We start from the raw sequence: 21,932 nt of genomic DNA, 5'->3' as shown, positions 1-21,932 counted from the left end.
TTTTATCGCTTTTTCATACTATTATTATAGGATAAGTTAGCTTATAAAACATATTTATTTTCTATTTGAGAGGATCCTGCCATGCTCAAAAAACTATCAATAAGTTGGAAAATTACAACTCTATCATACGCAATTGTTCTTTTTTCACTTTTAATTGCCGGGATTTTTTTAGTTGGGATTGTTGGTCAAACAAAAGAACAGGAAATTGGGATGCGTTCCATGAACACAGCGAGAACGGTCGCAGAGCTCACAGAGGTCGAGGAAATGCTCCGGGAAAAAGAAGGCTGGAAGAAACTGAACCCGATTATTGAACGGCTCAGAATCATCAACGGAGCAGACTATATCGTTGTGATGAATATGGAGCATATCCGCTACTCTCATCCGGCAAATGAGTTGCTAGGAAAAGTATCAAAGGGACAAGATGAAGACGCAGCATTTGCTGAACATATTTATCTATCAAAAGCACGCGGAGAGTTAGGAACGTCCTTGAGAGCTTTTGTTCCGATTAAAGACGAGGAGCTTAATCAAATTGGCGTTGTCCTTGTTGGTAAAACACTCCCTAGCACATGGGATATTTTAATGAATTTGAAAAAAGAAATTTTCATTGTTTTATTCATTACCCTCCTTTTTGGCGTCATTGGCTCGTTTATGCTTGCACGACATATTAAAAATCAAATGTTCAAGCTTGAACCACATGAAATTGTCCGCATTCTTGAAGAACGAACAGCCACATTTCATGCATTGAATGAAGGCGTAATTGCGATTGACAATAAAGAAGAGATTACGATTTTTAACGAGAAAGCGCGCTCCATTTTCAATGTACAAGGCGAGGTAGTCGGAAAGCCGATTCGTTCGGTATTAAAAGACACTCATCTTCCTGAGATTCTTTATTCAAATCGTCACGTGCATAATCAGGAAATTCAAATGAGCGGCAAGCGAATTTTCAGCAATCGCTTTCCGATTAAAGTAAATGATGAGCGCATTGGAGCTGTGGCGATTTTTCAAGATCGCACAGAAGTAGCCGCACTTGCTGAAGAATTAACAGGCGTAAAAAATTTCGTCGATGCGCTGCGTGTGCAAAATCATGAGCATATGAACAAGCTTCATAGCATTGCAGGCCTTATTCAACTTGGGCGGACAGCAGAAGCTCTTCAGTTTGTTTTTCAAATTTCAAAAGAGCAAGAAAAGCTCACAAACTTCCTTAATGAGCATATCCACCATCCTGCTGTGTCAGGACTGCTCTTAAGCAAAGTAAGCCGCGGCAAAGAGCTTGATATTGATGTTGTGATTGATCCAAACTCATCGCTTACAGACTTTCCCCCAGGCCTTGATTATCACGATTTTGTTATTCTGCTTGGCAACTTAATTGAAAACGCGTTTGATGCCCTTGAAAAAAGCTCACACACCGAGAAGCGAATTGACGTAAGCATTGATGAATCAGAAGGAGTATGCGCGATTCTTGTTGAGGATAATGGAATTGGCATTGAAGATGATGATGTGCCGCTTCTTTTCCACCGACATTTTACAAAAGGAAAAGAAAGCGGTCAAGGCATTGGCTTATATCTTGTAAAACAAGTTGTTGATAAAGGTGACGGAGAGATTACCGTTACTTCAGATGTTGGTTATGGTACAACCTTTTTAATTACCTTTCCACTCTAGGATGGAGGAACAGCAATGACTAAAAATGACGTTTCAGTTCTTATTATTGAAGATGATCCAATGGTACAAGAACTCAATAAAACATTTATTAATAAAGTGCAAGGATTTACCGTTGTTGGAACAGCAAGCAATGGCGAGGAGGGGTTAGAAAAGCTAAAGGAACTAAATCCAGAGCTTGCCCTTCTTGATATTTTCATGCCAAAGCTAAATGGGGTTGCAACACTGCAAAAACTGCGGAACGAAAATTTCACAACAGATATTATCGTTGTTTCGGCTGCAAAAGATGGCGAAACGATCAAAAAAGTCCTTCAAAATGGGGCTATTGATTATATTATGAAGCCATTCACATTTGAACGTCTTCAGCAAGCACTTGAAAAATATCGAAACTATCACAAGCGAATAAACACAGAAAGCACGTTATCGCAAGAGCAGCTCGACTCTATTTTATATTCATCATCGAAACCGGAAAACTTCTCTTCCCTTTTGCCAAAAGGACTTAATGAATTTACGCTCACTGTTATTGTCGATTATTTAAAAGAACAAAGGGAGCCTCACTCAGCTGAAGAAGTTGCTAACGGTGTCGGTATTGCCCGGGTAACAGCCCGACGCTACTTAGATTATTTAGAGAAAACAAAAGCCGTTAAAATTGATATTCAGTATGGAGGCGTTGGTCGTCCTATTAACCGCTACCTTTACGATGAAAACCGCTACTAGAAGACGGGCCTGTAAGAAAAGAGCTTCAGCATGCTGAGGCTCTTTTTGTTTACCTCCACACTATCTCTGTTAGCCTATCGCTCGATGTTCTTTCGGGAGATTTTCCATTCTTCAACTATTCGAAAAAGAGAGCTTTTTATCCCCTTTTGCTTTTTTAAGTTTTAAAACAGAAGGTTGAGACCAAAAAGACCAAAATGTCCGATAAGTTCATAAAATGTTCAAAATTATTTGAAAGCGATATCATTTATCTATGGAGTTGTTGATTAAGGGGACAAAGGGGATGAAATACAATGAAGAAACTTTTTAAAAATTTAACGTTTCAAGTACTAACAGCCATCGCGCTGGGGGTGCTTGTTGGGCTTATTTGGCCAAACATTGGAAAAGAACTAAAGCCGCTCGGCGACACGTTCATTAATGCTGTTAAAATGGTCATTGCTCCTATTATCTTTTTAACGATTGTACTTGGTATCGCAAAAATGGGCGATATGAAGAAAGTCGGAAAAGTTGGCGGAAAAGCATTTATTTATTTTGAAATTGTCACAACACTCGCACTTGTAATTGGACTCGTTGTAGTAAACCTTGTAAAACCTGGAGCAGGTCTTGATTATGATTCACTTGAGAAAGGAGACGTTTCAGCATACACAACAGAAAGTGGAGAGGCAAAAGGCATCGACTGGATTGAATTTGTGACTCATATTGTTCCTTCTAATATGGTTGATGCATTTGCAAAAGGCGATATTTTACAAGTTCTTTTCTTCTCTATTCTATTTGGAGTAGGCTTAGCATCACTTGGAGATAAAGGAAAAGGCATTATTGAATCATTAGATAAACTTTCACTCGTATTCTTTAAAATTATCGGTTATGTGATGCGCGCTGCCCCAATTGGAGCGTTTGGAGCTATTGGTTATACAATCGGGAATTTCGGATTAACGTCCCTTCTGCCGCTTGCAAAGCTTATGCTCTCTGTTTACATTACAATGTTCATATTTATCTTTGTTGTTCTTAATATTATTTGTAAGCTGTATGGCTTTAGCTTATGGAACTACTTACGCTTCATTAAAGACGAAATTCTAATCGTGCTTGGTACAAGCTCTTCTGAATCTGTTCTTCCTCGTATGATGAACAAAATGGAGCGCTATGGCTGCTCAAAGTCTGTTGTTGGTCTTGTTATTCCAACAGGATATTCTTTTAACCTTGACGGAACATCAATTTATCTTTCAATGGCCGTTGTCTTTTTAGCGCAAGTGTTTGGCGTTGACTTAACGCTTGGTCAACAGATTATGATTATCCTTGTTCTTATGCTAACGTCAAAAGGCGCTGCAGGAGTAACTGGAAGCGGATTTATCGTGTTGGCCTCAACGCTTGCAGCACTGCAAGTTATCCCACTTGAGGGTCTTGCTCTTCTTCTAGGCGTTGACCGCTTTATGAGTGAAGGACGCGCAATCGTAAACTTAATTGGAAACGGAATTGCAACAATTATCGTAGCGAAAAGTGAAAATGAGTTTGATCGTGAGAAAAACGTTGAAGCCATTAAAGAAATCGGCAATAAAATTAAGCCAGCAAGCTAAAAAAATCCCCGTTGCTCTTAAAAAGCGACGGGGATTTTTTAGCTGCTATAGCTTCCGCTACGATAGCGACCTTTATAATGGCGATGGCCATATTTTGAATGTCCTCTTTTATAATCACTGCTTGAGTACGAACGTCCTCTGTAGCGATCACTGCTTGAATAACGTCGACTTGGTCTACGGTGACGACGATCGCTGCTTGAATAGCGACGGCCGCTTCCCATCATATTTTTCAAAAACTTTTTAAACATACTTTTCCCCCCAATTATATGAGATTGTATACCATCATATGCGAAATTCTCTAAATGAACAAGGGGTTTACACGTTAAGTTTTTGTAAAGATTATTTCAATTTTCTTATAAACAAAAAAATTCAACTTTTTAAGCTCTATGTTTACGAACAAACTGGTGAAAAAATAAGCCAAAGAGCACAAGAATGATGAGAGAACCAAGCGCAACCCGGCTTGCTAGGTTTCCGTAATCCGCTAACAGGAGCGTAATTGTTCCATATAAAAATGGACCAACAACAGACGATACTTTTCCTGAAAAAGCGAAAAGACCAAAAAACTGACCGCGTTTCTCTTGAGGCGTAAGTTCAATAATAAACGTGCGCGTTGTTACCCATAGTGAACCAAGTGACACCCCAAAAAGACTTCCTGCCACCCAAAATAGCGCAGAATTTGTTGCGATAACTGCAAAGGAAAGAGCCACGATTAAAATGATCCCAACCGCTACAATTGACTTCCATGCTCCCCACTTTTTGCAAATAAACCCGAAAATAAATGAACCGATAATACTAGCAACTGTTGAAACAAGATAAAGCAAAATAAATTCTCCTGCTCCAAACCCAACAATTGCAGTGGAGTAGACAGACATCATCGCAACAGCCGTTGCAATCGCATCATTTAAAAAGAAGTACGCAATCATAAAATAAAAGATCGCTTTATAACTTTTCATTTCTTTAAATGTTGCGCTAATATCACGGTAGCCGCTCCAAAATGAAGCCTTTTCTATCTCTTTCTCCACTTCTTTTTCCTTTGTAAAAAAGATAAAAGGAAGAGAAAACAATAAAAATAAGAGCGCTGTCGGAATGAATGCTTCATGATAATTCCCGCTGCTCACAAATGGATAAATCGATAAGCCAACGAGTGTACCAATATAGCCAACAGCAGTTCCAAATCCTGAAACAACCGCCATGTTTTCTTTTGTACTAATATCGGCTAAAATCGGATCGTAAAACACAAGGCTTGAGTTATAAAAGAATTTGGCAATCACAAAACAAATGATTACAAGAATTAATGAAAGCGGCAGTCCCCCAACTGTTCCGCCCCCATCTCCCAGAGCTAAAAATCCCATCATCATCGTAAAAAAGACGGAAATAAGCGTGAATGCCGTCACATACTTTTTCTTTTTGCCCGTTCTATCAATAAGCACGCCGAAAAGGGGGGCAAAAATGACAAGAAAAAAACTAGATACAGCATTTGCATAAGAAATGAACGTGCTTGCAATCTGGTTCATTCGTTCACTGTCTCCGACAACTTCCTGCAGATAAAATGGAAAGAAAATGGTTGTAATATTGGAAGAGAAAATCGTGTTTGCAAAATCGTAAAGCGCCCATGACAAAATCGGCAGCATCATAAAAAGCTTGAAGTTGCTTTTTGGCATCATTTCACTTCGCTTTTTTTCTTCTTGTAGCATACTTCTACCTCTTTCGATTTTTTATAATATATTCGAATTTCTCCCCTTAATTCCCCTTTTAATTCTCATTACTTTGACAATGCTCAACGCAAAAAACTGCTGAGAACATATGCCTCAACAGCCAATAGCTGAAAAAATCCTAATATATGTATTATAGCTTAAATATTCCAAAATGAATATTTAAGTTTCATTTTAGAACATATAGACCTATTTGTTATAAGTCATCTAGTTCTTTAGACTACCCCCTCCAATTATAGGGATAAAGTATAAACAAGTGTTTGTTCTATGGAAAATATGAGAGAGGATAACGTGTGGATTGTTTTTTATAAAAGAGGTGTTGTTCAATAGCTTTTTGTTTCTTATTCCTTTTACATACCGTAACTAGTGTATTTTCATTCAGCTTAACGAAAGCTTCTCCCCTCCTTCTGATGAGAAATAGATATAAACTATACTAGATTACCTTATGCTGTTCACAATCAGCACAGAGCCCTTCAATTGTAAGGCTAAGGTTTAATGGTGTAAAACCGGCAAACATGTCCGCACATTTCGCAAACATTTCTTCTTCTTTACTGCTAAAATCAAGGGTAATGCCGCATCTTATACAAGATATTCCATAGCGATACAATTGCCTCGTTATAATCTCATAGCGGGACTGACCAGCATCTTCTTTAATTTCTCTTACAACGCTAACGTCCTTTAAAAGAGCTAAATTCGTATTAATCGTTTTTTTCGTCACATTCGGAAACTTTACCGCCATATTTTGAAAGAGGCGCTCTGCTGTTATCGGCAGTTTTGTCTGCAACAAATGCCTAATGATGGCTGCTCGCTGAGGCGTTAATTTGACTCCTTTGTCCTTTAGCTTGTTTTTGTAAAAATTCAGTTCTCCGTTCATTTTCCTCATCATCTCCTTTTTTTAGAGGGGCAAGTAAGGAGATCCCTTACTTGCCTCCCTTTCCATTTTTAGTGCATAGACGTTAAGACCCACACACTTCCAGCAACAATAATAATGGCAATGAGACCTGATGCAAACATTTTCCCAATTTGCCAAAGCTTGTGCTCTCCTTCTGAAATATGCATAAACATAAACAACTGAATGGCTGCTTGAATAAACGCAAGCAGGAACACGAGTGCAACAATGGTCTGGATTGATAAATTTGTGTACAACCCAACCCAAACGGCTAGAAACGTTAGTGCAATCGATAATAGAAAACCTAATACGTGTGACCACGGAAAGTGACTATGTTTTTCTGTTTTTTGTTCCATTATTTCACCATCCCTAATAGATAAACGCTCGTGAAAACGAAAATCCATACAAAGTCTAAGAAATGCCAATATAAGCTTGAAACAAATACTTTTTTCGCTGTATGGGGTGTTAACCCTCGCTTCATCACTTCAGCGATGATTAGGATCATCCACGCAATTCCAAGCGTTACGTGAAGCCCATGGGTTCCTGTTAACACATAAAAGGAAGACCAGTAGGCATTTGTCCCAATTGTCGCGCCTTCATGAACAAGATGGATAAACTCCATCACTTCCATGTATAAGAATCCTCCACCAAACAGAAGCGTCACAAGGAGCCAAAGGAGCATTCCCCTCCTATTTCCTTTGCGCATCTCATGAATCGCTAATCCACATGTGAAACTGCTTGTTAATAGAATAAGCGTCATAGCGATTGTATTATTAAGATCAAAAAGCTCGCTAGGCAGGGGGCCTCCTGCTGTTCCACCTTCTAACACAAAATAGGCGGAAAAAATCGTAGCAAAAAGCGCAACTTCTGCTCCTAAAAAGATCCAAAATCCAAATATATTTAATCTCCCAATCCCCGATTTATATTCTAAAGGAACGTTTTCTTCCCCAGCGTTACTAACCTGTGCCATTTTCTCACCCTTCCTTATGGAACGGCTGTTCCGCTTCCGTAATTTCTTCAACACTTACATAGTAGCCTTTATCTTCTTCATAGGAACGAACTGAGCGAACGAGCATACAACCGAGTATTCCCACTGCGCCTAATATCGCCATCCACCATAGTTCAAAAACAAGAGCAAAACCAGCGACAAAGAAAAAGGCACACATAACAGGAGCTGTCCCGGTATTGCTTGGCATATGAATAGGCTCATAGTTTCCTTCTTCTTGTTGTCTCTTTGTTTTCTTTTTCGCTCTTTGCTTCATATCCCAGAACGTATCAATATTTTGGACGTGAGGGATCTTCGCAAAGTTGTAGTGAGGCGGAATAGACGTTGTTGTTGCCCACTCAAGCGTTCTTCCGTCCCATACGTCTCCTTCTGTTTCTCTAATCGCATAGCGGTGACTGTAATAAATGTTGTATACAAACACAACGAATCCAAGTCCCATCGCAGCAGCACCAACGCTTGATGCAACGTTTAGCCCCGTCCAACCATCTTCAGGAGCGTACGTATACACACGACGCGGCATGCCATCAAACCCTAGGATGAACTGTGGAAGGAAACATACGTTAAAGCCGATTGTAAACAGCCAAAACGCCCATTTTCCAATTCTTTCGTTCATTTTGTAGCCAACCATTTTCGGATACCAGTAAATTAGACCAGCAAAACAAGCAAACGCAACGCCGGCAATTAATGTGTAATGGAAATGTGCAACAAGGAAGTACGAGTTATGATACTGAAAATCCGCTGCCGCCATTCCAAGCATAACCCCTGTTACCCCTCCGATTACAAACGTTGGAATAAATGCAAGTGACCAAAGCATTGGTGTTGTAAACTCGATCTTACTTTTATAAAGCGTTCCAAGCCAGTTAAACAGCTTAATTCCGGTTGGAATCGCAATGGCCATCGTTGTAATAGAGAAAATATTGTTAACAGCTGCGCTTCCCCCCATTGTGAAGAAGTGATGCACCCATACAATAAAGCTTAAAAACGAGATGACTACAAGCGAGACAATCATCGTTTTATATCCAAAGAGCGTTTTACGCGCGAACGTTGCAATAATCTCTGAGAAAATCCCGAATGCAGGCAACACAACAATGTATACTTCAGGATGCCCCCACATCCAGAACATGTTTGACCAAAGCATCGGATTTCCGCCGTCTGTTAAAGTGAAAAAGTGCGTACCAAACAGGCGGTCAAACGTCATCAATGCAAGCGTAACCGTTAAAATTGGAAAAGCAAACACGATAATAAATGATGTAATTAATGTTGTCCATGTAAACATCGGCATGCGAAGCAGCGTCATGCCCGGAGCACGCATTTTAATGATCGTTACAACAAAGTTAATTCCCGTTAAAAGGGTACCAATTCCTGAAACTTGCAGACCGAGTAAATAATAGTTAATACCAGGTCCAGGGCTTCCTTCGATTGCTAGCGGCGCATAGTTTGTCCATCCAGCATCAGGAGAACCTCCAAAAACAAAGGAAATGTTAAACAAAATCGCTCCGCTAAAGAAAGACCAGAAGCTTAAGTTATTCAGAAACGGAAAGGCAACGTCTCTTGCCCCAATTTGTAATGGGACCGCAAAGTTCATTAGTCCAAGTAAAAAAGGCATTGCCATAAATAAAATCATAATGGTTCCATGAGTTGTAAAAATCTCGTTGTAATGCTCTGAAGATAAAAACTCATTGTTTGGAACTGTAAGCTGTGCTCTCATTAATAAAGCGTCAACTCCACCGCGGAAAAGCATAAGTAAAGCGGCTAGAATGTACATAATTCCGATTCGTTTATGATCAACGGTTGTGATCCATTCTGTCCAAAGCCACTTCCATTTTTTGAAATATGTAAGAACAAACAAAATCCCAATCGTTGTCAGCAAAATCGAAATGTTCGCTCCGAGAATGAGCGGATCATCAAGAATTAAGTGCTCTTTAATAAAATTAAACATCATATGTTCCTCCTTTCCTAGTGATGAGCGTGCGATCCATGGTTCGAATGCTCATGTGAACCTTCTTCACCTTCATCTATTGGTTCTTCAATAAGTCCGTGATCTGCTCTTACTTTCAACGCATATGTTGAGTTAAGACCATGATCAACGAAATCTAAGTGCGTTGATGAAAAAGTTGTTCGCTCTGCTGTATCAGGAAGCATGAGCTTTTGATACGTTTCCTCAGTTAGCTTTGGAGCCGTTTCTTTTGTTTCCTCCACCCAACTGCTATACTCTTCTTCATTCAGCGCCACAAAGTCGAACTGCTGATGAGCCATTCCCTCTCCCGTAAAGTTCGAGTTTCGGCCTTCATATGTACCAACTTCGTCAGCTTGTAGATAAAGTTCATTGACCATGCCAGGCATTCCGTACACTTGCCCACCAATTTGCGGCACCCAGAAAGAAGCCATTGAATCAGCTGCCGTTATTTTGAATAAAACCGGATGATTTTCAGGTACGTTTACGTAATTGATTGTTTCAATTTCTTCTTCTGGATAGCTAAAAATCCACTTCCAGTCAACGGCCGTTGCATGGATAACAATCGGCTCTTTATGCGCTGTAGATTTCGGCGCTTCTTTTAAATCATAAAGAGCTTTCGCGTTTGGAATCGAAAGAGCAATAACAATTAAAAGAGGAATAAGGGTCCAAATGATTTCAAGCTTCGTGCTGCCGTGCAAATTTGGATCATAATCGCGGTCATTGAAGTTTTTTCGATTACGATATTTTATAATCACAAACGTAAATACAGCAAAAATGATGACAACAATAGCAAGCATAAAATAAAGGGAAAAGATAATAAGATCTTTTTGAATCTCCCCAACCGGTCCCTTAGGATCTAACACGATAAGATCACTGCGAACTCCAAGTACAGTAATAATAACGAGTGAGATTAAACTACTTATTACAATCAACCATGCTTTACGATTTTTGAACATGGAATTTCACCTTCCTTTCTAATGTCTCGAATGAAACAAGCTCGGATTCCATCAAATTGTATAAAAAAAGAAAACTAAGTGATAGCGATTAACAGGCCTTTTTTCACTTTTCAATAATTCGACAAACTTCATTCATAAATCGGTAACAACTCTGGATTTAACCCCCATTTAAATCCCTCTAGAGGGGGATTTAATTTTCATCTCCGCTCTTAAAAACACCTATAAAATGAACTATAAATTTAATTTATCTTTCACTTTATAAATTAAAAAAATTAAGCTTTTTCCATCAAAAAAGATGCCTTTTAAAAAGGCATCTTTTTGGTTTCCTTCCATTCTTTTAAACTCATCATTTTAAAGTTCTCTTTTACGTTATGACTCAGTGGTGAAATCAACTCAATTGAATTTCCATCAGGGTCACTAAAATAAAGAGCAGCATGTGCTTGCGGACTATTTGGTAAAACGAGCGGCTGTCTGTCCTCCCCAAATCCAAATGCCGTTCTTACTTGGATTCCCCTCTCTTTCAGCCAATCTTTAGCGGAATCCATATCTTCCCCCTCAATGTGAAGAGCAATGTGGCGAACGGAAGCATGATACGGAATATGAACTTGCTCAGTTTCCCAAAGTCCAAGCCAGCTCTCTCCTTTTTTAATCCAAAAGAAGGCTAGTTTCTCTTCACGAAAAGCAATCTCTAAATCTAGCTTTTGATAAAACTCAATTGATTTTTCAAGATTTGAAACAGGCAAATGTGCTTCATACAATCCTTTAATCATTTAAAACCCCTCCCTTTTATAAAATAGACAGCAAGATTAGCTATACTTAGCACAGAGATGATTAAGAAAAGAAAGAATCTCCTCCACCGTTTAGCTCATCAGCCAATACGCCCATTCTGTACAAGAGAAAAGCGGATATTGTAATAGAGAGAACGGAAAAAACGGCAACTAAAAAGCCGCTAACGCTTAATCACAATAAGAAAAAAGAGCGCTCCAACTAGCGCAACGATGAGAAAAAGCAACAGGGGGAAAGAGCGTAATTGTTTCAAATTCAGCTATCAAACAGCACCTCGCTTTTTCAATATGTTAATACAAATTGAAAATTATTACTTTTAAAGAGCTCAAAAAAAAGACCTCCAGCAAAACTAGAGGCTTATCGTGCTAATCCATATCTTTTTCTTTCCTTGAACGCACAGGAAAGAATATTGTCTATTTTAAATGTTCGCTTTTCATGGCGAAGCAAACACCAAGCTTTTACTTTTGTTGCGTTGATTTCATATACAATGATGGAGCGCTGTGTAATTGAGCCGTTATCCGCCATATAAATAATCTCGAGCGGTTTCTTCGACTCTGAACTTTGTTGTAATAATCGTAGCATAACGATTCAACTCCTTATGCTTTAATTATAACGAACAAATGTTCCCCACTCAATAAAAAACTCTTTTACGTTAAAGGAAAAAAAGACCTGTTTTCTTTTAGATTATGTCTTCACCCTCATTACCGAGCTTTATAACAAAAGGGAAAAGTAAGAAGAAGAAAATCACCAACATATCTGTTAAAAATAAATACTTAGATGTCTTTTTAAAGGAAATATACTGTTCTCTTCCACAATATTTACACGCTCTTCCTTTGTTTTGAAGTCCAAGTTTCCATACGTCTTTTGCACTCCACTTCCTGCCACAGTTTGCACAATGAGCCAACATTCTCTCCCCTTTTTACGAATAACTTCCTGATCTCTCTTCTAGCTTTTTTACTCTTCTTTTTAACTTTTTACTTTCGCTTGTAGCTCGTATACGAGTACGAATGCTTCGATAGCCAAAATCCCTCCTACCCTCATTTTTCTCCTACAATTATTTACGAATGAAAACAGTGAAAGTTCCTATTGTTCTCTTTCCCAGCCCTCTCTCCATATATGTTATAATATGCTAAAAATCTTAACTGAAAGAAGGGTGACAACATTGGACTTATTATCTTTACTTTCATTTCTAGGCGTTGCTGTGCTTCTTACCCTTATGCCTGGGCCTGATAACTTATTTGTGCTTGCTCAAAGCATTGCCAAAGGAAAAAATGCCGGCATTTTTACAACACTTGGTCTTTGCACAGGACTGCTCGTTCATATTACGGCTGCAACGATTGGACTTTCAGCGCTTGTCTATCAATCTTCTCTTGCTTTTTCAATTGTAAAATACGCAGGATCCGCTTATTTGCTTTATCTAGCTTATAAATCGTTCCGTGACAAAAGTACGCATGTGACAATGAATAATGAGGATTCATTAGAAAGTAAATCGCTCTACAAAAAAGGCATTATTATGAACGTTTTGAATCCCAAAGTGTCGCTGTTCTTCTTAGCACTTTTCCCACAGTTCATTAACTACGATAGTTCTGTTACACTGCAAATGCTCCTGTACGGATTTACGTTTTTAGTTCAAGCGTTCGTTATTTTTGCGCTTGTTAGCTTTTTTGCTGAAGGAGTTGGACGCTTTTTACGTAAAAGCCCCAAAATTTCTCGAAAAATTAATGCTTTGCAAGGCTCTTTGTTTACAATCATTGGAGTGAAAATAGCATTTACTGAGAAATAATATCTCATTAAAAAGCGCTGTTCGTTTGTATGAACGGCGCTTTTTATAATCAGCAGCATGCTATTATTTCATCTTATTTAATAGATCAATAGTGATAATTCCCCTCGTATTTTTCTTATCGTTAATAATAAGTGATGCATGATTTTCATCTTGCCAATAGATGCTAAAAGTCTCTGGCTTTAAGGTCTTTCCTTCGTTAACTATGTTTATACGAAATGAATAGCGAGGACTCCCTTCTTTCTCATAGTAAACTTTAATATTTTGCTCACCAAAGATAGAGAGTAGTTTTCCTTCTTGCACAATTTCCACCTTGCTCATAATCAGAAGAGATTGACTTATAAGAACCGATTTTTCTTTCATATAACGAGGATACACAAATGCAATAAAGGGAATTGAAAGAACGAGGACAATCGTCAGCGTAACTGTAAGGATTTTGTCTCTCTTTCCTTTTTTGATGGCTCGCTCAAGAGATAAGTCTTCTTTTTTAAGAAAATCGAATTCTTTCTTTTCCCTACTTCTTCTATGTAAAAAAGCACACCACCAATATATTAAATAGAGATAGCCTATTAAAAGAAAAGCAGAGGCGAAAGAACCCTCATACAAGCTTTCAATGAGGTTTTCTATATTTTGTCCATTTCTATTCATATGGTAGAGTAGAAAAACAGCGATGATAAGAGCGATAAATGAGCGTTTCCTACTTTTTCTTCTAACAAAACTTACGATAACACCCAAAAGCGTAAGAAACGGTAAGTAGGTTGTAAGCCAGATAAAGAGTATCCAAAAAAAGTGAATATAGGTCATGATATGTCCCTTCTGTTAAACGATGTAAATAGACACGAGTTCATTCTTATCTTGCCACACGTTATTCTTATAAAACAAGGCGTGAATTTCATATGAAATTCACGCCTTAGTTCTATCCAAATGAACGAAGTGTAAGCTGAGCGATCAAATATAGCATTTCTTGCTGTGACACATCACCATTTTCAAGCTTTTCTTCCCATACTTCTGGCTTTTGAAGCGGTAGGTTAGCTTTTACTTGTTGGAATGTTGTATATAAGTTTTGAATTTGATAGTCTTGGAAATCTCCTGCTCTTTTTGCCATGACCATTGCATCTTGACGTTTTGCCTCATCTTGTGGACGTGCTCCGTTGGTAATTCCACGTTCAATCGCTTCATTCACTTCTTCTCGTGCAGCAGGTTCTGCTGGTAACTTACTTTTATCCACTTTTGGTTCCTCCTTTGCCGGGTCTTGTGCTGGCGGTGTTGTTGGTTTTGGCGCTGGTTTCGGTGCCGGGGTTGGCGTTGGTTTTTGAGAAGCTTTATATTCTTCATCAAGTTTGGCTAATGTAAGTGCTCCTGCAATGCCGTCAGCTGTTAAACCGTATTTTTTTTGAAATGCTTTTACCGCTTGTTCCGTTCCTGCTCCATAGTCTCCGTCAATCCCACCTGAACCAACACTAAATCCAAGTGCCTGCAGTTTTCCTTGCAGCCCTTTTACGAGCGTGCCGCTATCTCCCCTTTCAAGATAGTTTTTCGGAAGTGGTTGTGAAGGAGCAACAGCTCCACCTGATGGAGGTCTTCTTCCTGCTTGAAGCTGTGAAAGTGTTAGTCCAAATGTATACTGAAAGTGTGGAAGATCTTTAAAAGATCGCCATGCTCCTCCCCATTCAAGTCCAAGCTGCTGGCCTAATTTTCCAACTCTATTGTAATTATTTCCTGTCCATACCGCGTTTTGGTTATCATCAAAAATAGCAATATCAAACGCTAATCCATAGTTATGGATCGACTGACCTCCTCTTGCATTTGTGACGATTTTCCCTGGCTTTGTCCGTCCTTGTTCGTATAGGGCATTTTGTTCTGCAAAAGTACGAAGTCCTTGTGTAACAGCAATATTAATTCCGTTTCTATATGCAAGTTTAATAAGCTCAATGGCTTTTGCTGCCACTGTAGCATTTACCCCTACTAGCCGCTTTTCCGAGCGCTCTAGCAGATATTCCAAAGTAGTGGCTGGCATATGATTCACTCCCTAGTTGTTTGACAATGTTGCCTTCTCTCTTTCACACTTACAAAGAAAGAAGAAAATAGAGCTCTCTATAGCTCAATTCTAGTGTCTACTACTACATCCTATTCAAATATGAGAGAGTCGTGTTACCTAATTATGGAATTGGATTCTATAAGAAGGAAGAAAATACTATAGGGATAAAAGATTTATAGGCTATAAATAAAAATCCCTTTGAAATTTGTCGAAAAAGAAGTCTTTAGAATGAGGAAAGTGGATATTTGTAAGGAAATTGTAAAGATGATACGCTATAATAGGTTTAATGAAAGGAGGATGACACAATATTTATCAAATGGTTGGGAAATCACAAAGATATAGCTAAATACGATTTCTCACTATATACCATACATACCTTTACAACTACATAATATGAGAGCTCTTCACATCTAATAGATTTACAGACCTTAAAATTTTAGACTATTCAAAATTATTATTCCTTTTACTTAAAATGAAATATTATATCTAAAAATTTAAAAATTGTCATCTTTCAATATCAATTATGATAATGGTATAATATTTTATTGCAGCCATTGATAACTTAATGAGAAAATGGGTGAAATGCACACAAAAAAGCCAGTAAAAAGGAATTAAATGAATGTGATGAAGATTACGGCGTGCTGACATGATCAATTTTACGGTCAAACGCGATGATGTTACGAGAAAGAGGGGAAACAAATGCAAGAACAGAAACTGGCGAGAGGTTTAAAAAACCGACACGTACAATTAATAGCAATTGGTGGAGCAATTGGAACAGGTCTTTTCCTTGGAGCTGGAAAGTCCATTCACCTTGCAGGCCCATCAATTTTATTTGCTTATATTATTACAGGAATGATCTGCTTTTTAATTATGCGCTCGCTTGGAGAATTACTCCTAACAAATTTAGAGTATCATTCTTTTGTTGATTTTGTACAAGACTATTTAGGAAATATGGCTGCCTTTATTACCGGTTGGACCTACTGGTTTTGCTGGATTTCCATTGCAATGGCAGACTTAACCGCAATTGGCCTTTATACACAATATTGGTTCCCGAGCGTTCCGCAATGGGTTCCAGGATTGATTGCGCTTGTAATTTTATTAATTATGAACCTTGCCACTGTCAAACTTTTTGGTGAGATGGAGTTTTGGTTTGCTTTAATTAAAGTTATCGCAATTTTAGCTCTTATTGTGATTGGTATTTTCATGATTTTAAAAGGCTTCTCTACCGACTCAGGACCAGCTACATTTGCAAACTTATGGAACCATGGCGGCATGTTCCCTAATGGAATGAACGGCTTTATTCTTTCGTTCCAAATGGTTGTCTTCGCCTTCGTTGGAATTGAGCTTGTTGGTCTTACAGCAGGTGAAACAGAAAACCCAGAAAAAGTTCTTCCAAAAGCAATTAATAATATCCCGCTTCGTATATTAATTTTCTATATTGGAGCACTTATTGTGATTATGAGTATTTATCCATGGAATGCTATTAATCCAGCGGAAAGTCCGTTCGTACAAGTTTTCGTTGCGGTTGGAATTGTAGCCGCTGCAACCATTATTAACTTTGTTGTGTTAACATCTGCTGCTTCTGCATGTAACAGTGCTATCTTCAGTACAAGCCGTATGATGTACTCACTCGCTAAAGATAAAAACGCACCAGAAGCGTTAGCAAAACTTACAGCTAATAAAGTACCTTCAAATGCGCTGTTTTTCTCAGCTGTTGTTGTTTTAATTGGCGTTGTTTTGAACTATACAATGCCTGAAGGCGTCTTTACGCTTATTACAAGTATTTCAACTGTTTGCTTTATTTTCATTTGGGGAATCACGGTTATTTGTCATTTGAAATATCGCAAAACAAGACCCGATTTAGCGAAAGTGAATAAGTTTAAGCTTCCGCTTTATCCATTTTCCAACTATCTAATTCTTGCTTTTCTTGCCTTTATTATTGTCGTATTGGCACTTGCAGAGGATACACGAGTTTCGCTATTTGTTACACCTGTTTGGTTTATTTTGCTTATTGTAATTTATAAAGTTCAAGCAGGGAAAATAAAAAAAGATGTAGCATCGAAAAAATAAAAGAAAAAGGCGTAACCTACCAGAGGAGGTTACGCCTTTTTCTTTTACATCACCCGCTTAAACATTTTCTCCATCTCATATGTTGAATAATGAACGATAATTGGACGACCGTGCGGACATGTGAATGGATCACTTGATGCCCTTAAAGACTGTAAGAGCGCAAAAATTTCATCATGACGAAGATGATGGTTTGCTTTAATAGAGCCTTTACAGCTCATCATAATGGCTGCTTCTTCACGTAGCTTGATGATATCCACTTTTCGCATTGAAAGCACTTGTTCAATCATTTCTTCAATGGTTTCTTTTTCTTCTCCTTTTGGAAACCATTGCGGATGTGAGCGAACGATAAAGCTGTTGTGACCAAACGACTCAATAAAAACGCCAACGCTAGCTAGCGCTTCCCGGTGTTCCTCAATTACAATAGCTTCATTTGCTGAATACTCAAGCGTAATCGGAACAAGCATTTCCTGTACTTCTGGCTCTACTTCACCAAGCTTGTCACGAAAGTATTCGTATTTGATTCGCTCTTGTGCCGCATGCTGGTCAATAATATAAAGACCGTTCTCATTTTGGGCTAAAATGTACGTTCCATGCATTTGACCAATTGGATAAAGCGTGGGAACACGAGAAGAGGATTCTTCTTCCTCTGCGCTTTCTTCCTCTACACGCTCTTTTTCAACAAGGAGATTCTCTTGCTGTGGCTTGAGTGCTTCATTAAACTTTCTTTCTTCTTCCTGTTCAAGCTCATTTAACCATGCTAAATCCTCTTTTACAGACTCTTCAGCTGGAGGCGGCTCTGGGGCTCTTTCATACATTACTACCCTCTCTTCTTTTACAGAAGGCGACTCATTGTAGTCAAATGACATAACGCTTTGCTCACTTTGCGGTTTTGCTTTTGTAACAGGCGCTTTTGTGGCCACTTCTGGGATAAGCTGCTCTTTTTTAAATACTTTTTTAATGCTTCCCTCAACAAGAGAAAATAGCTCGTCTTCTTTACTTAACCGAACTTCAAGCTTTGTTGGGTGTACGTTAACATCGACTAGAAGCGGGTCCATTTTAATATTTAAAAATACGATTGGATAGCGGCCAATTGGCAAAAGCGTATGATATCCAGCCGTTATGGCTTTTAACAAGCCAAAGTTTTTAATATGCCGGCCGTTAATAACCGTCGACATATAGGCTCTTGAAGCCCTTGTCACTTCAGGAAGTGCAATATAGCCGTCAACTTCATAATCAAGTGAAGAAGCTTTAATCGGAATCATGTTTTTGGCAATTCGGATTCCGTAAATCGAAGCAAGCACTTGACGCACGTCTCCATTTCCATTTGTATGAAGCAGTTTACGATCATGATGCAGGAGCTTAAATGAAATGTGTGGATTCGCAAGAGCAAGACGGTTCATAATATCTGTAATATTGCCAAGCTCTGTGTTAATGGTTTTCATATATTTTAAACGTGCTGGCGTATTAAAAAAGAGATTTGTAATGGTAATATCTGTTCCTTTGCGACTTGAGTAGAGCTCATGTGTCACAACTTCCCCACCTCTTAAATAAAGGTGAGTACCAGCATCATCTCCACAGCTTGTTTTTAAATCTACTTCTGAAACAGAAGCAATACTTGGTAATGCTTCACCGCGGAAGCCGAGCGTTCTAATCCGAAAAAGATCTCCTTCATTTTTAATTTTGCTTGTTGCATGACGTCGAAAAGCGGTTAAGCAATCTTCATTTTCAATGCCATCTCCGTTATCGACAATCCGAATTTTCGTTAATCCTGCTTCAACAAGCTCCACTTCAATGACGGTGCTGTTAGCATCAATCGCATTTTCCACAAGCTCTTTTACAACCGATGCTGGCCGTTCGACAACTTCTCCTGCAGCAATTTTATTTGATAGCTCATCAGAGAGCTGTACAATTCGTGCCATCTTTCTCCCTCCTATATAGAAAAAGAGAGGAAAAGCCCTCTCTTATTTTTTCTTCAGCTGCTTTTGCAGACTATATACCGTATTTAGCGCCTGAAGTGGCGTCATTTCTAGAATATCAAGGTCTTTTAGCTTTCTCAAAATATCTTGCTCTTTTTTCGAAAGTTTTTCTTCTGGTACACTTGCTTTTTCTTCTTGGAAGAATGAAAGCTGTGACGCTTCTTCTTTAATTTCTTCTTGAACTTCTTCTACTTCTTCCCTTGCTGCACTCACTTCTTTATGGGCAAGTTGTGTATCTTCTATGCTTTTTACAGGTGCTTTTGGAACTTCAAAGCTGCCTTCTTCAAGATCTTTTAAAATAACTCGAGCTCTGTCTAATAATGGGCCTGGAAGTTCAGCAAGCTCTGCAACATGGATACCATAGCTTTGATCAGCAGCTCCGTCTTTGATTTTATGAAGGAAAACAACTTTTCCATCCTTTTCAATTGCGCTTACATGTACATTATAAAGCTTTTTCAGCTCGTCTTCTAGAACTGTAAGCTCGTGGTAGTGTGTTGAAAACAGCGTTGTTGCCCCAATATATTCGTGAATATATTCAACAATTGCTTGAGCGAGTGCCATTCCGTCATATGTAGACGTTCCGCGACCAATTTCATCAAGTAAAATCAAGCTGTTTTGTGTTGCATTTACGAGCGCATTGCGAGCTTCCAGCATCTCTACCATAAATGTACTTTGACCTGAAATTAAGTCATCTGCTGCTCCAATTCTTGTGAACACTTGGTCAAAGATTGGTAATACTGCTCTATCTGCTGGTACAAAGCAGCCAATTTGAGCCAAAATAGATGTTAACGCAATTTGACGCATATACGTACTTTTACCAGACATGTTTGGTCCTGTAATAAGTAAAATAGAGCGGTCATCAGACATATTGCAGCTGTTTGGCACATATTCTTGAGAGTTCATCACTTTCTCGACAACAGGGTGGCGACCATTTTCAAGCTCTAATGATTGCGACTCAGAAAATGACGGCTGTACATAATGACGTTCTTCACTCACTTTCGCAAAGGCTTGTAAAACATCAAGTTCGCTCAACGCTTTCGCAAGCTTTTGCAAACGTGGAATATATTCTTTTACACGTTCGCGAATTTCAAGAAACAGCGTATATTCTAGTTCAACGCTCTTCTCCTGCGCTTCTAGAATTAATGTTTCTTTCTCTTTTAGTTCAGGCGTAATAAAACGCTCCGCGTTTGTTAAGGTTTGTTTGCGCTCGTACTGCCCTTCTTTTAAAAGATGCAGATTTGCGCGAGTTACTTCAATATAATAACCAAAAACGCGGTTATAGCCGATTTTTAGCGATTTGATGCCTGTTTTTTCACGCTCTCTTCGTTCAAGCGCTGCAATCCATGACTTTCCGTTTTTGCTTGCATCTCGGTATTGATCAAGATCAGCGTTATAACCGTCAGAAATAATATCTCCGTCTTTAATGGAAAGAGGCGGTTGCTCGACAATGCTTTCTTCGAGCAAAGAAGCTAAATCTTCACAGCGATCTAAGCCATTTAACAGCTCTTCTGCATATGGCTGATCAAGCCGTTTTATCACTTCTTCAATGGCTGGAACGTTGTTTAACGATTTTTTTAGCTGCACAAGGTCCCGAGCATTAACATTTCCAAAGGCAACTCGTCCTGCTAAACGCTCAAGATCGTAAACGTCTTTTAGCAAGTCACGAAGTTCTTCTTTTTCGAAAAACTGTTCCATAAGCGTTGCAACCATTGTATGACGGCGCTCAATGTCTGCCTTTTTTAGAAGCGGTCTGTCGATCCACTGTTTTAATAAGCGCCCTCCCATTGCTGTTACTGTTTCATCTAAAAGCCATAGAAGTGAACCTTTCTTACCTTTAGAACGAATCGTCTCTGTTAGCTCTAAATTGCGCTTAGAGTAAAAGTCAATTTTCATAAACTGATCAATTTGGTAAAAGAGTGGACGCTGTAAGTGATCAAGTGATCTATTTTGTGTTTTACGCAAGTAGTGGAAAAGACGTGCGCTCGTTTTTACAAGCTTGTCTTGTTGAAGGTGTGATGTTAGTTTCTCAATTTCTTCGTCTGATTCGGTTTCTTCCGAGTAAGAAATCGTCATTGTCATACTTTCTTTCAGACGTGCTAAAACACTGCCTGAAAAGTTTTCAGACACGACAATTTCACGAACCATTCTCGTATAAAGTTCCCCAACAACCGCATCAATATCTTTTGCTAAAAGAGTGACATAGCTTTCACCTGTTGATAAATCTGCAAATGAAAGGCCAAACGTCCCATCCTCAAATTCTGTTAAACTGCCAATATAATTGTTTTCTTTCTCACGCAACCCGCTCTCATTCATAAGCGTTCCTGGTGAAATTACTTGCACAACTTCTCGTTTTACAACGCCCTTAGCTGTTTTAGGATCTTCCACTTGTTCACAAATAGCTACTTTATAGCCTTTTTCGATAAGTCTTTCAATATAGCCGTTTGCAGAATGATATGGAATGCCACACATTGGAATGCGTTCACTTCCGCCTCCATCGCGGCTTGTTAACGTAATTTCAAGTTCACGAGACGCAGTGAGCGCGTCATTGAAGAACATTTCATAAAAGTCTCCAAGGCGAAAAAATAAAAAGGCATCTTCATGCTCTGCCTTGATTTTTAAATATTGCTGTATCATTGGCGTATACCCTGCCATTATTATCCCCACATTTCATCTCTTCATTTATTATTATCAAGCCGTATTATAACATAAAACGCTGAACTTTTTAAAAAGGTATAAACTCCCTAGAATCTATAGAAAGAGACATAACGTTACTTTGTCCTTGCATACAATCTCATATAGCGCTTTTTTGTTTTTTTCTGAA

The 21,932-nt window shown here is 38.7% G+C and carries 19 protein-coding genes; 5 read left to right on the top strand and 14 right to left on the bottom strand.

All coding sequences use genetic code 11. From position 1 onward, the window contains the following. The first annotated feature begins 81 nt into the window (after window positions 1–81). The 3 genes from B9N79_RS04320 to dctP all read left to right on the top strand — a co-directional run bounded on the left by B9N79_RS04320 (window position 82) and on the right by dctP (window position 3,941). A complete protein-coding gene (locus B9N79_RS04320; protein WP_019391926.1) occupies window positions 82–1,659 on the top strand; it encodes an ATP-binding protein in 1,578 nt (525 codons plus the stop codon). 15 nt (window positions 1,660–1,674) lie between these two features. Further along, a complete protein-coding gene (locus tag B9N79_RS04315; protein ID WP_019391925.1) occupies window positions 1,675–2,373 on the top strand; it encodes a response regulator in 699 nt (232 codons plus the stop codon). A gap of 290 nt (window positions 2,374–2,663) precedes the next feature. Then, complete coding sequence (dctP, locus tag B9N79_RS04310; protein WP_019391924.1) at window positions 2,664–3,941, top strand: C4-dicarboxylate transporter DctP; 1,278 nt, start codon at window positions 2,664–2,666, stop codon at window positions 3,939–3,941. A 38-nt stretch (window positions 3,942–3,979) separates the two neighbouring features. On the opposite strand, the gene B9N79_RS04305 is transcribed toward dctP, so the two are convergent. From B9N79_RS04305 to B9N79_RS04260, 10 genes are all read right to left on the bottom strand, one after another. After that, window positions 3,980–4,189 carry a hypothetical protein gene (locus B9N79_RS04305; RefSeq protein ID WP_019391923.1) on the bottom strand — a complete coding sequence of 70 codons (210 nt, stop codon included), beginning with the start codon at window positions 4,187–4,189 and terminating at the stop codon, window positions 3,980–3,982. 129 nt (window positions 4,190–4,318) lie between these two features. Then, a complete protein-coding gene (locus tag B9N79_RS04300) occupies window positions 4,319–5,635 on the bottom strand; it encodes an MFS transporter (RefSeq protein ID WP_048896862.1) in 1,317 nt (438 codons plus the stop codon). Window positions 5,636–6,086: 451 nt separating this feature from the next. Continuing rightward, complete coding sequence (locus B9N79_RS04295; RefSeq protein WP_046217777.1) at window positions 6,087–6,527, bottom strand: Fur family transcriptional regulator; 441 nt, start codon at window positions 6,525–6,527, stop codon at window positions 6,087–6,089. Window positions 6,528–6,595: 68 nt separating this feature from the next. Further along, on the bottom strand, window positions 6,596–6,898 hold the full coding sequence (gene qoxD / locus B9N79_RS04290; RefSeq protein WP_085117739.1) for a cytochrome aa3 quinol oxidase subunit IV: 303 nt from the start codon (window positions 6,896–6,898) through the stop codon (window positions 6,596–6,598). Beyond that, entirely contained in the window at window positions 6,898–7,512 is a 615-nt protein-coding gene (gene qoxC / locus B9N79_RS04285; RefSeq protein ID WP_085117737.1) for a cytochrome aa3 quinol oxidase subunit III, read from the bottom strand. Before qoxC ends, qoxD begins: the two co-directional genes overlap by 1 nt. Before the next feature lie 4 nt (window positions 7,513–7,516). Beyond that, window positions 7,517–9,487, bottom strand: coding sequence for a cytochrome aa3 quinol oxidase subunit I (qoxB, locus tag B9N79_RS04280; RefSeq protein ID WP_094041195.1), 1,971 nt, complete (start codon window positions 9,485–9,487; stop codon window positions 7,517–7,519). Window positions 9,488–9,504: 17 nt separating this feature from the next. Further along, window positions 9,505–10,461 carry a cytochrome aa3 quinol oxidase subunit II gene (gene qoxA / locus B9N79_RS04275; protein ID WP_085117733.1) on the bottom strand — a complete coding sequence of 319 codons (957 nt, stop codon included), beginning with the start codon at window positions 10,459–10,461 and terminating at the stop codon, window positions 9,505–9,507. Window positions 10,462–10,763: 302 nt separating this feature from the next. Further along, window positions 10,764–11,231, bottom strand: coding sequence for a VOC family protein (locus tag B9N79_RS04270; RefSeq protein WP_085117731.1), 468 nt, complete (start codon window positions 11,229–11,231; stop codon window positions 10,764–10,766). 373 nt (window positions 11,232–11,604) lie between these two features. Next, on the bottom strand, window positions 11,605–11,829 hold the full coding sequence (locus B9N79_RS04265) for a hypothetical protein (protein WP_085117729.1): 225 nt from the start codon (window positions 11,827–11,829) through the stop codon (window positions 11,605–11,607). A gap of 97 nt (window positions 11,830–11,926) precedes the next feature. After that, window positions 11,927–12,151, bottom strand: a complete 225-nt coding sequence (locus B9N79_RS04260; protein WP_040057036.1) for a hypothetical protein — start codon at window positions 12,149–12,151, stop codon at window positions 11,927–11,929. Window positions 12,152–12,409: 258 nt separating this feature from the next. Here B9N79_RS04260 and B9N79_RS04255 point away from each other — a divergent pair, with 258 nt between their 5' ends. Further along, the gene (locus B9N79_RS04255; RefSeq protein WP_085117727.1) at window positions 12,410–13,030 is read left to right on the top strand and encodes a LysE family translocator; all 621 of its coding nucleotides are present in this window, start codon (window positions 12,410–12,412) and stop codon (window positions 13,028–13,030) included. 63 nt (window positions 13,031–13,093) lie between these two features. Here B9N79_RS04255 and B9N79_RS04250 read toward each other — a convergent pair whose 3' ends face one another. Beyond that, window positions 13,094–13,831 carry a hypothetical protein gene (locus B9N79_RS04250; protein WP_046217779.1) on the bottom strand — a complete coding sequence of 246 codons (738 nt, stop codon included), beginning with the start codon at window positions 13,829–13,831 and terminating at the stop codon, window positions 13,094–13,096. A 112-nt stretch (window positions 13,832–13,943) separates the two neighbouring features. Next, entirely contained in the window at window positions 13,944–15,044 is a 1,101-nt protein-coding gene (locus B9N79_RS04245; RefSeq protein ID WP_063592704.1) for a peptidoglycan-binding protein, read from the bottom strand. Window positions 15,045–15,764: 720 nt separating this feature from the next. On the opposite strand from B9N79_RS04245, the gene B9N79_RS04240 reads away from it, so the two are divergent. Next, complete coding sequence (locus B9N79_RS04240; RefSeq protein ID WP_046217780.1) at window positions 15,765–17,135, top strand: amino acid permease; 1,371 nt, start codon at window positions 15,765–15,767, stop codon at window positions 17,133–17,135. Window positions 17,136–17,179: 44 nt separating this feature from the next. On the opposite strand, the gene mutL is transcribed toward B9N79_RS04240, so the two are convergent. Both mutL and mutS read right to left on the bottom strand, forming a co-directional pair. Then, window positions 17,180–19,054 carry a DNA mismatch repair endonuclease MutL gene (gene mutL / locus B9N79_RS04235; RefSeq protein ID WP_085117724.1) on the bottom strand — a complete coding sequence of 625 codons (1,875 nt, stop codon included), beginning with the start codon at window positions 19,052–19,054 and terminating at the stop codon, window positions 17,180–17,182. A gap of 42 nt (window positions 19,055–19,096) precedes the next feature. Then, window positions 19,097–21,763 carry a DNA mismatch repair protein MutS gene (mutS, locus tag B9N79_RS04230; protein WP_085117722.1) on the bottom strand — a complete coding sequence of 889 codons (2,667 nt, stop codon included), beginning with the start codon at window positions 21,761–21,763 and terminating at the stop codon, window positions 19,097–19,099. Between the last annotated feature and the right edge of the window lie 169 nt (window positions 21,764–21,932).

The organism is Priestia filamentosa, from assembly GCF_900177535.1.
Lineage (GTDB): Bacteria > Bacillota > Bacilli > Bacillales > Bacillaceae_H > Bacillus_I > Bacillus_I filamentosa.
Note: the sequence above shows the minus strand (reverse complement) of the source record. Positions and strands in the feature narration are given on the sequence as shown.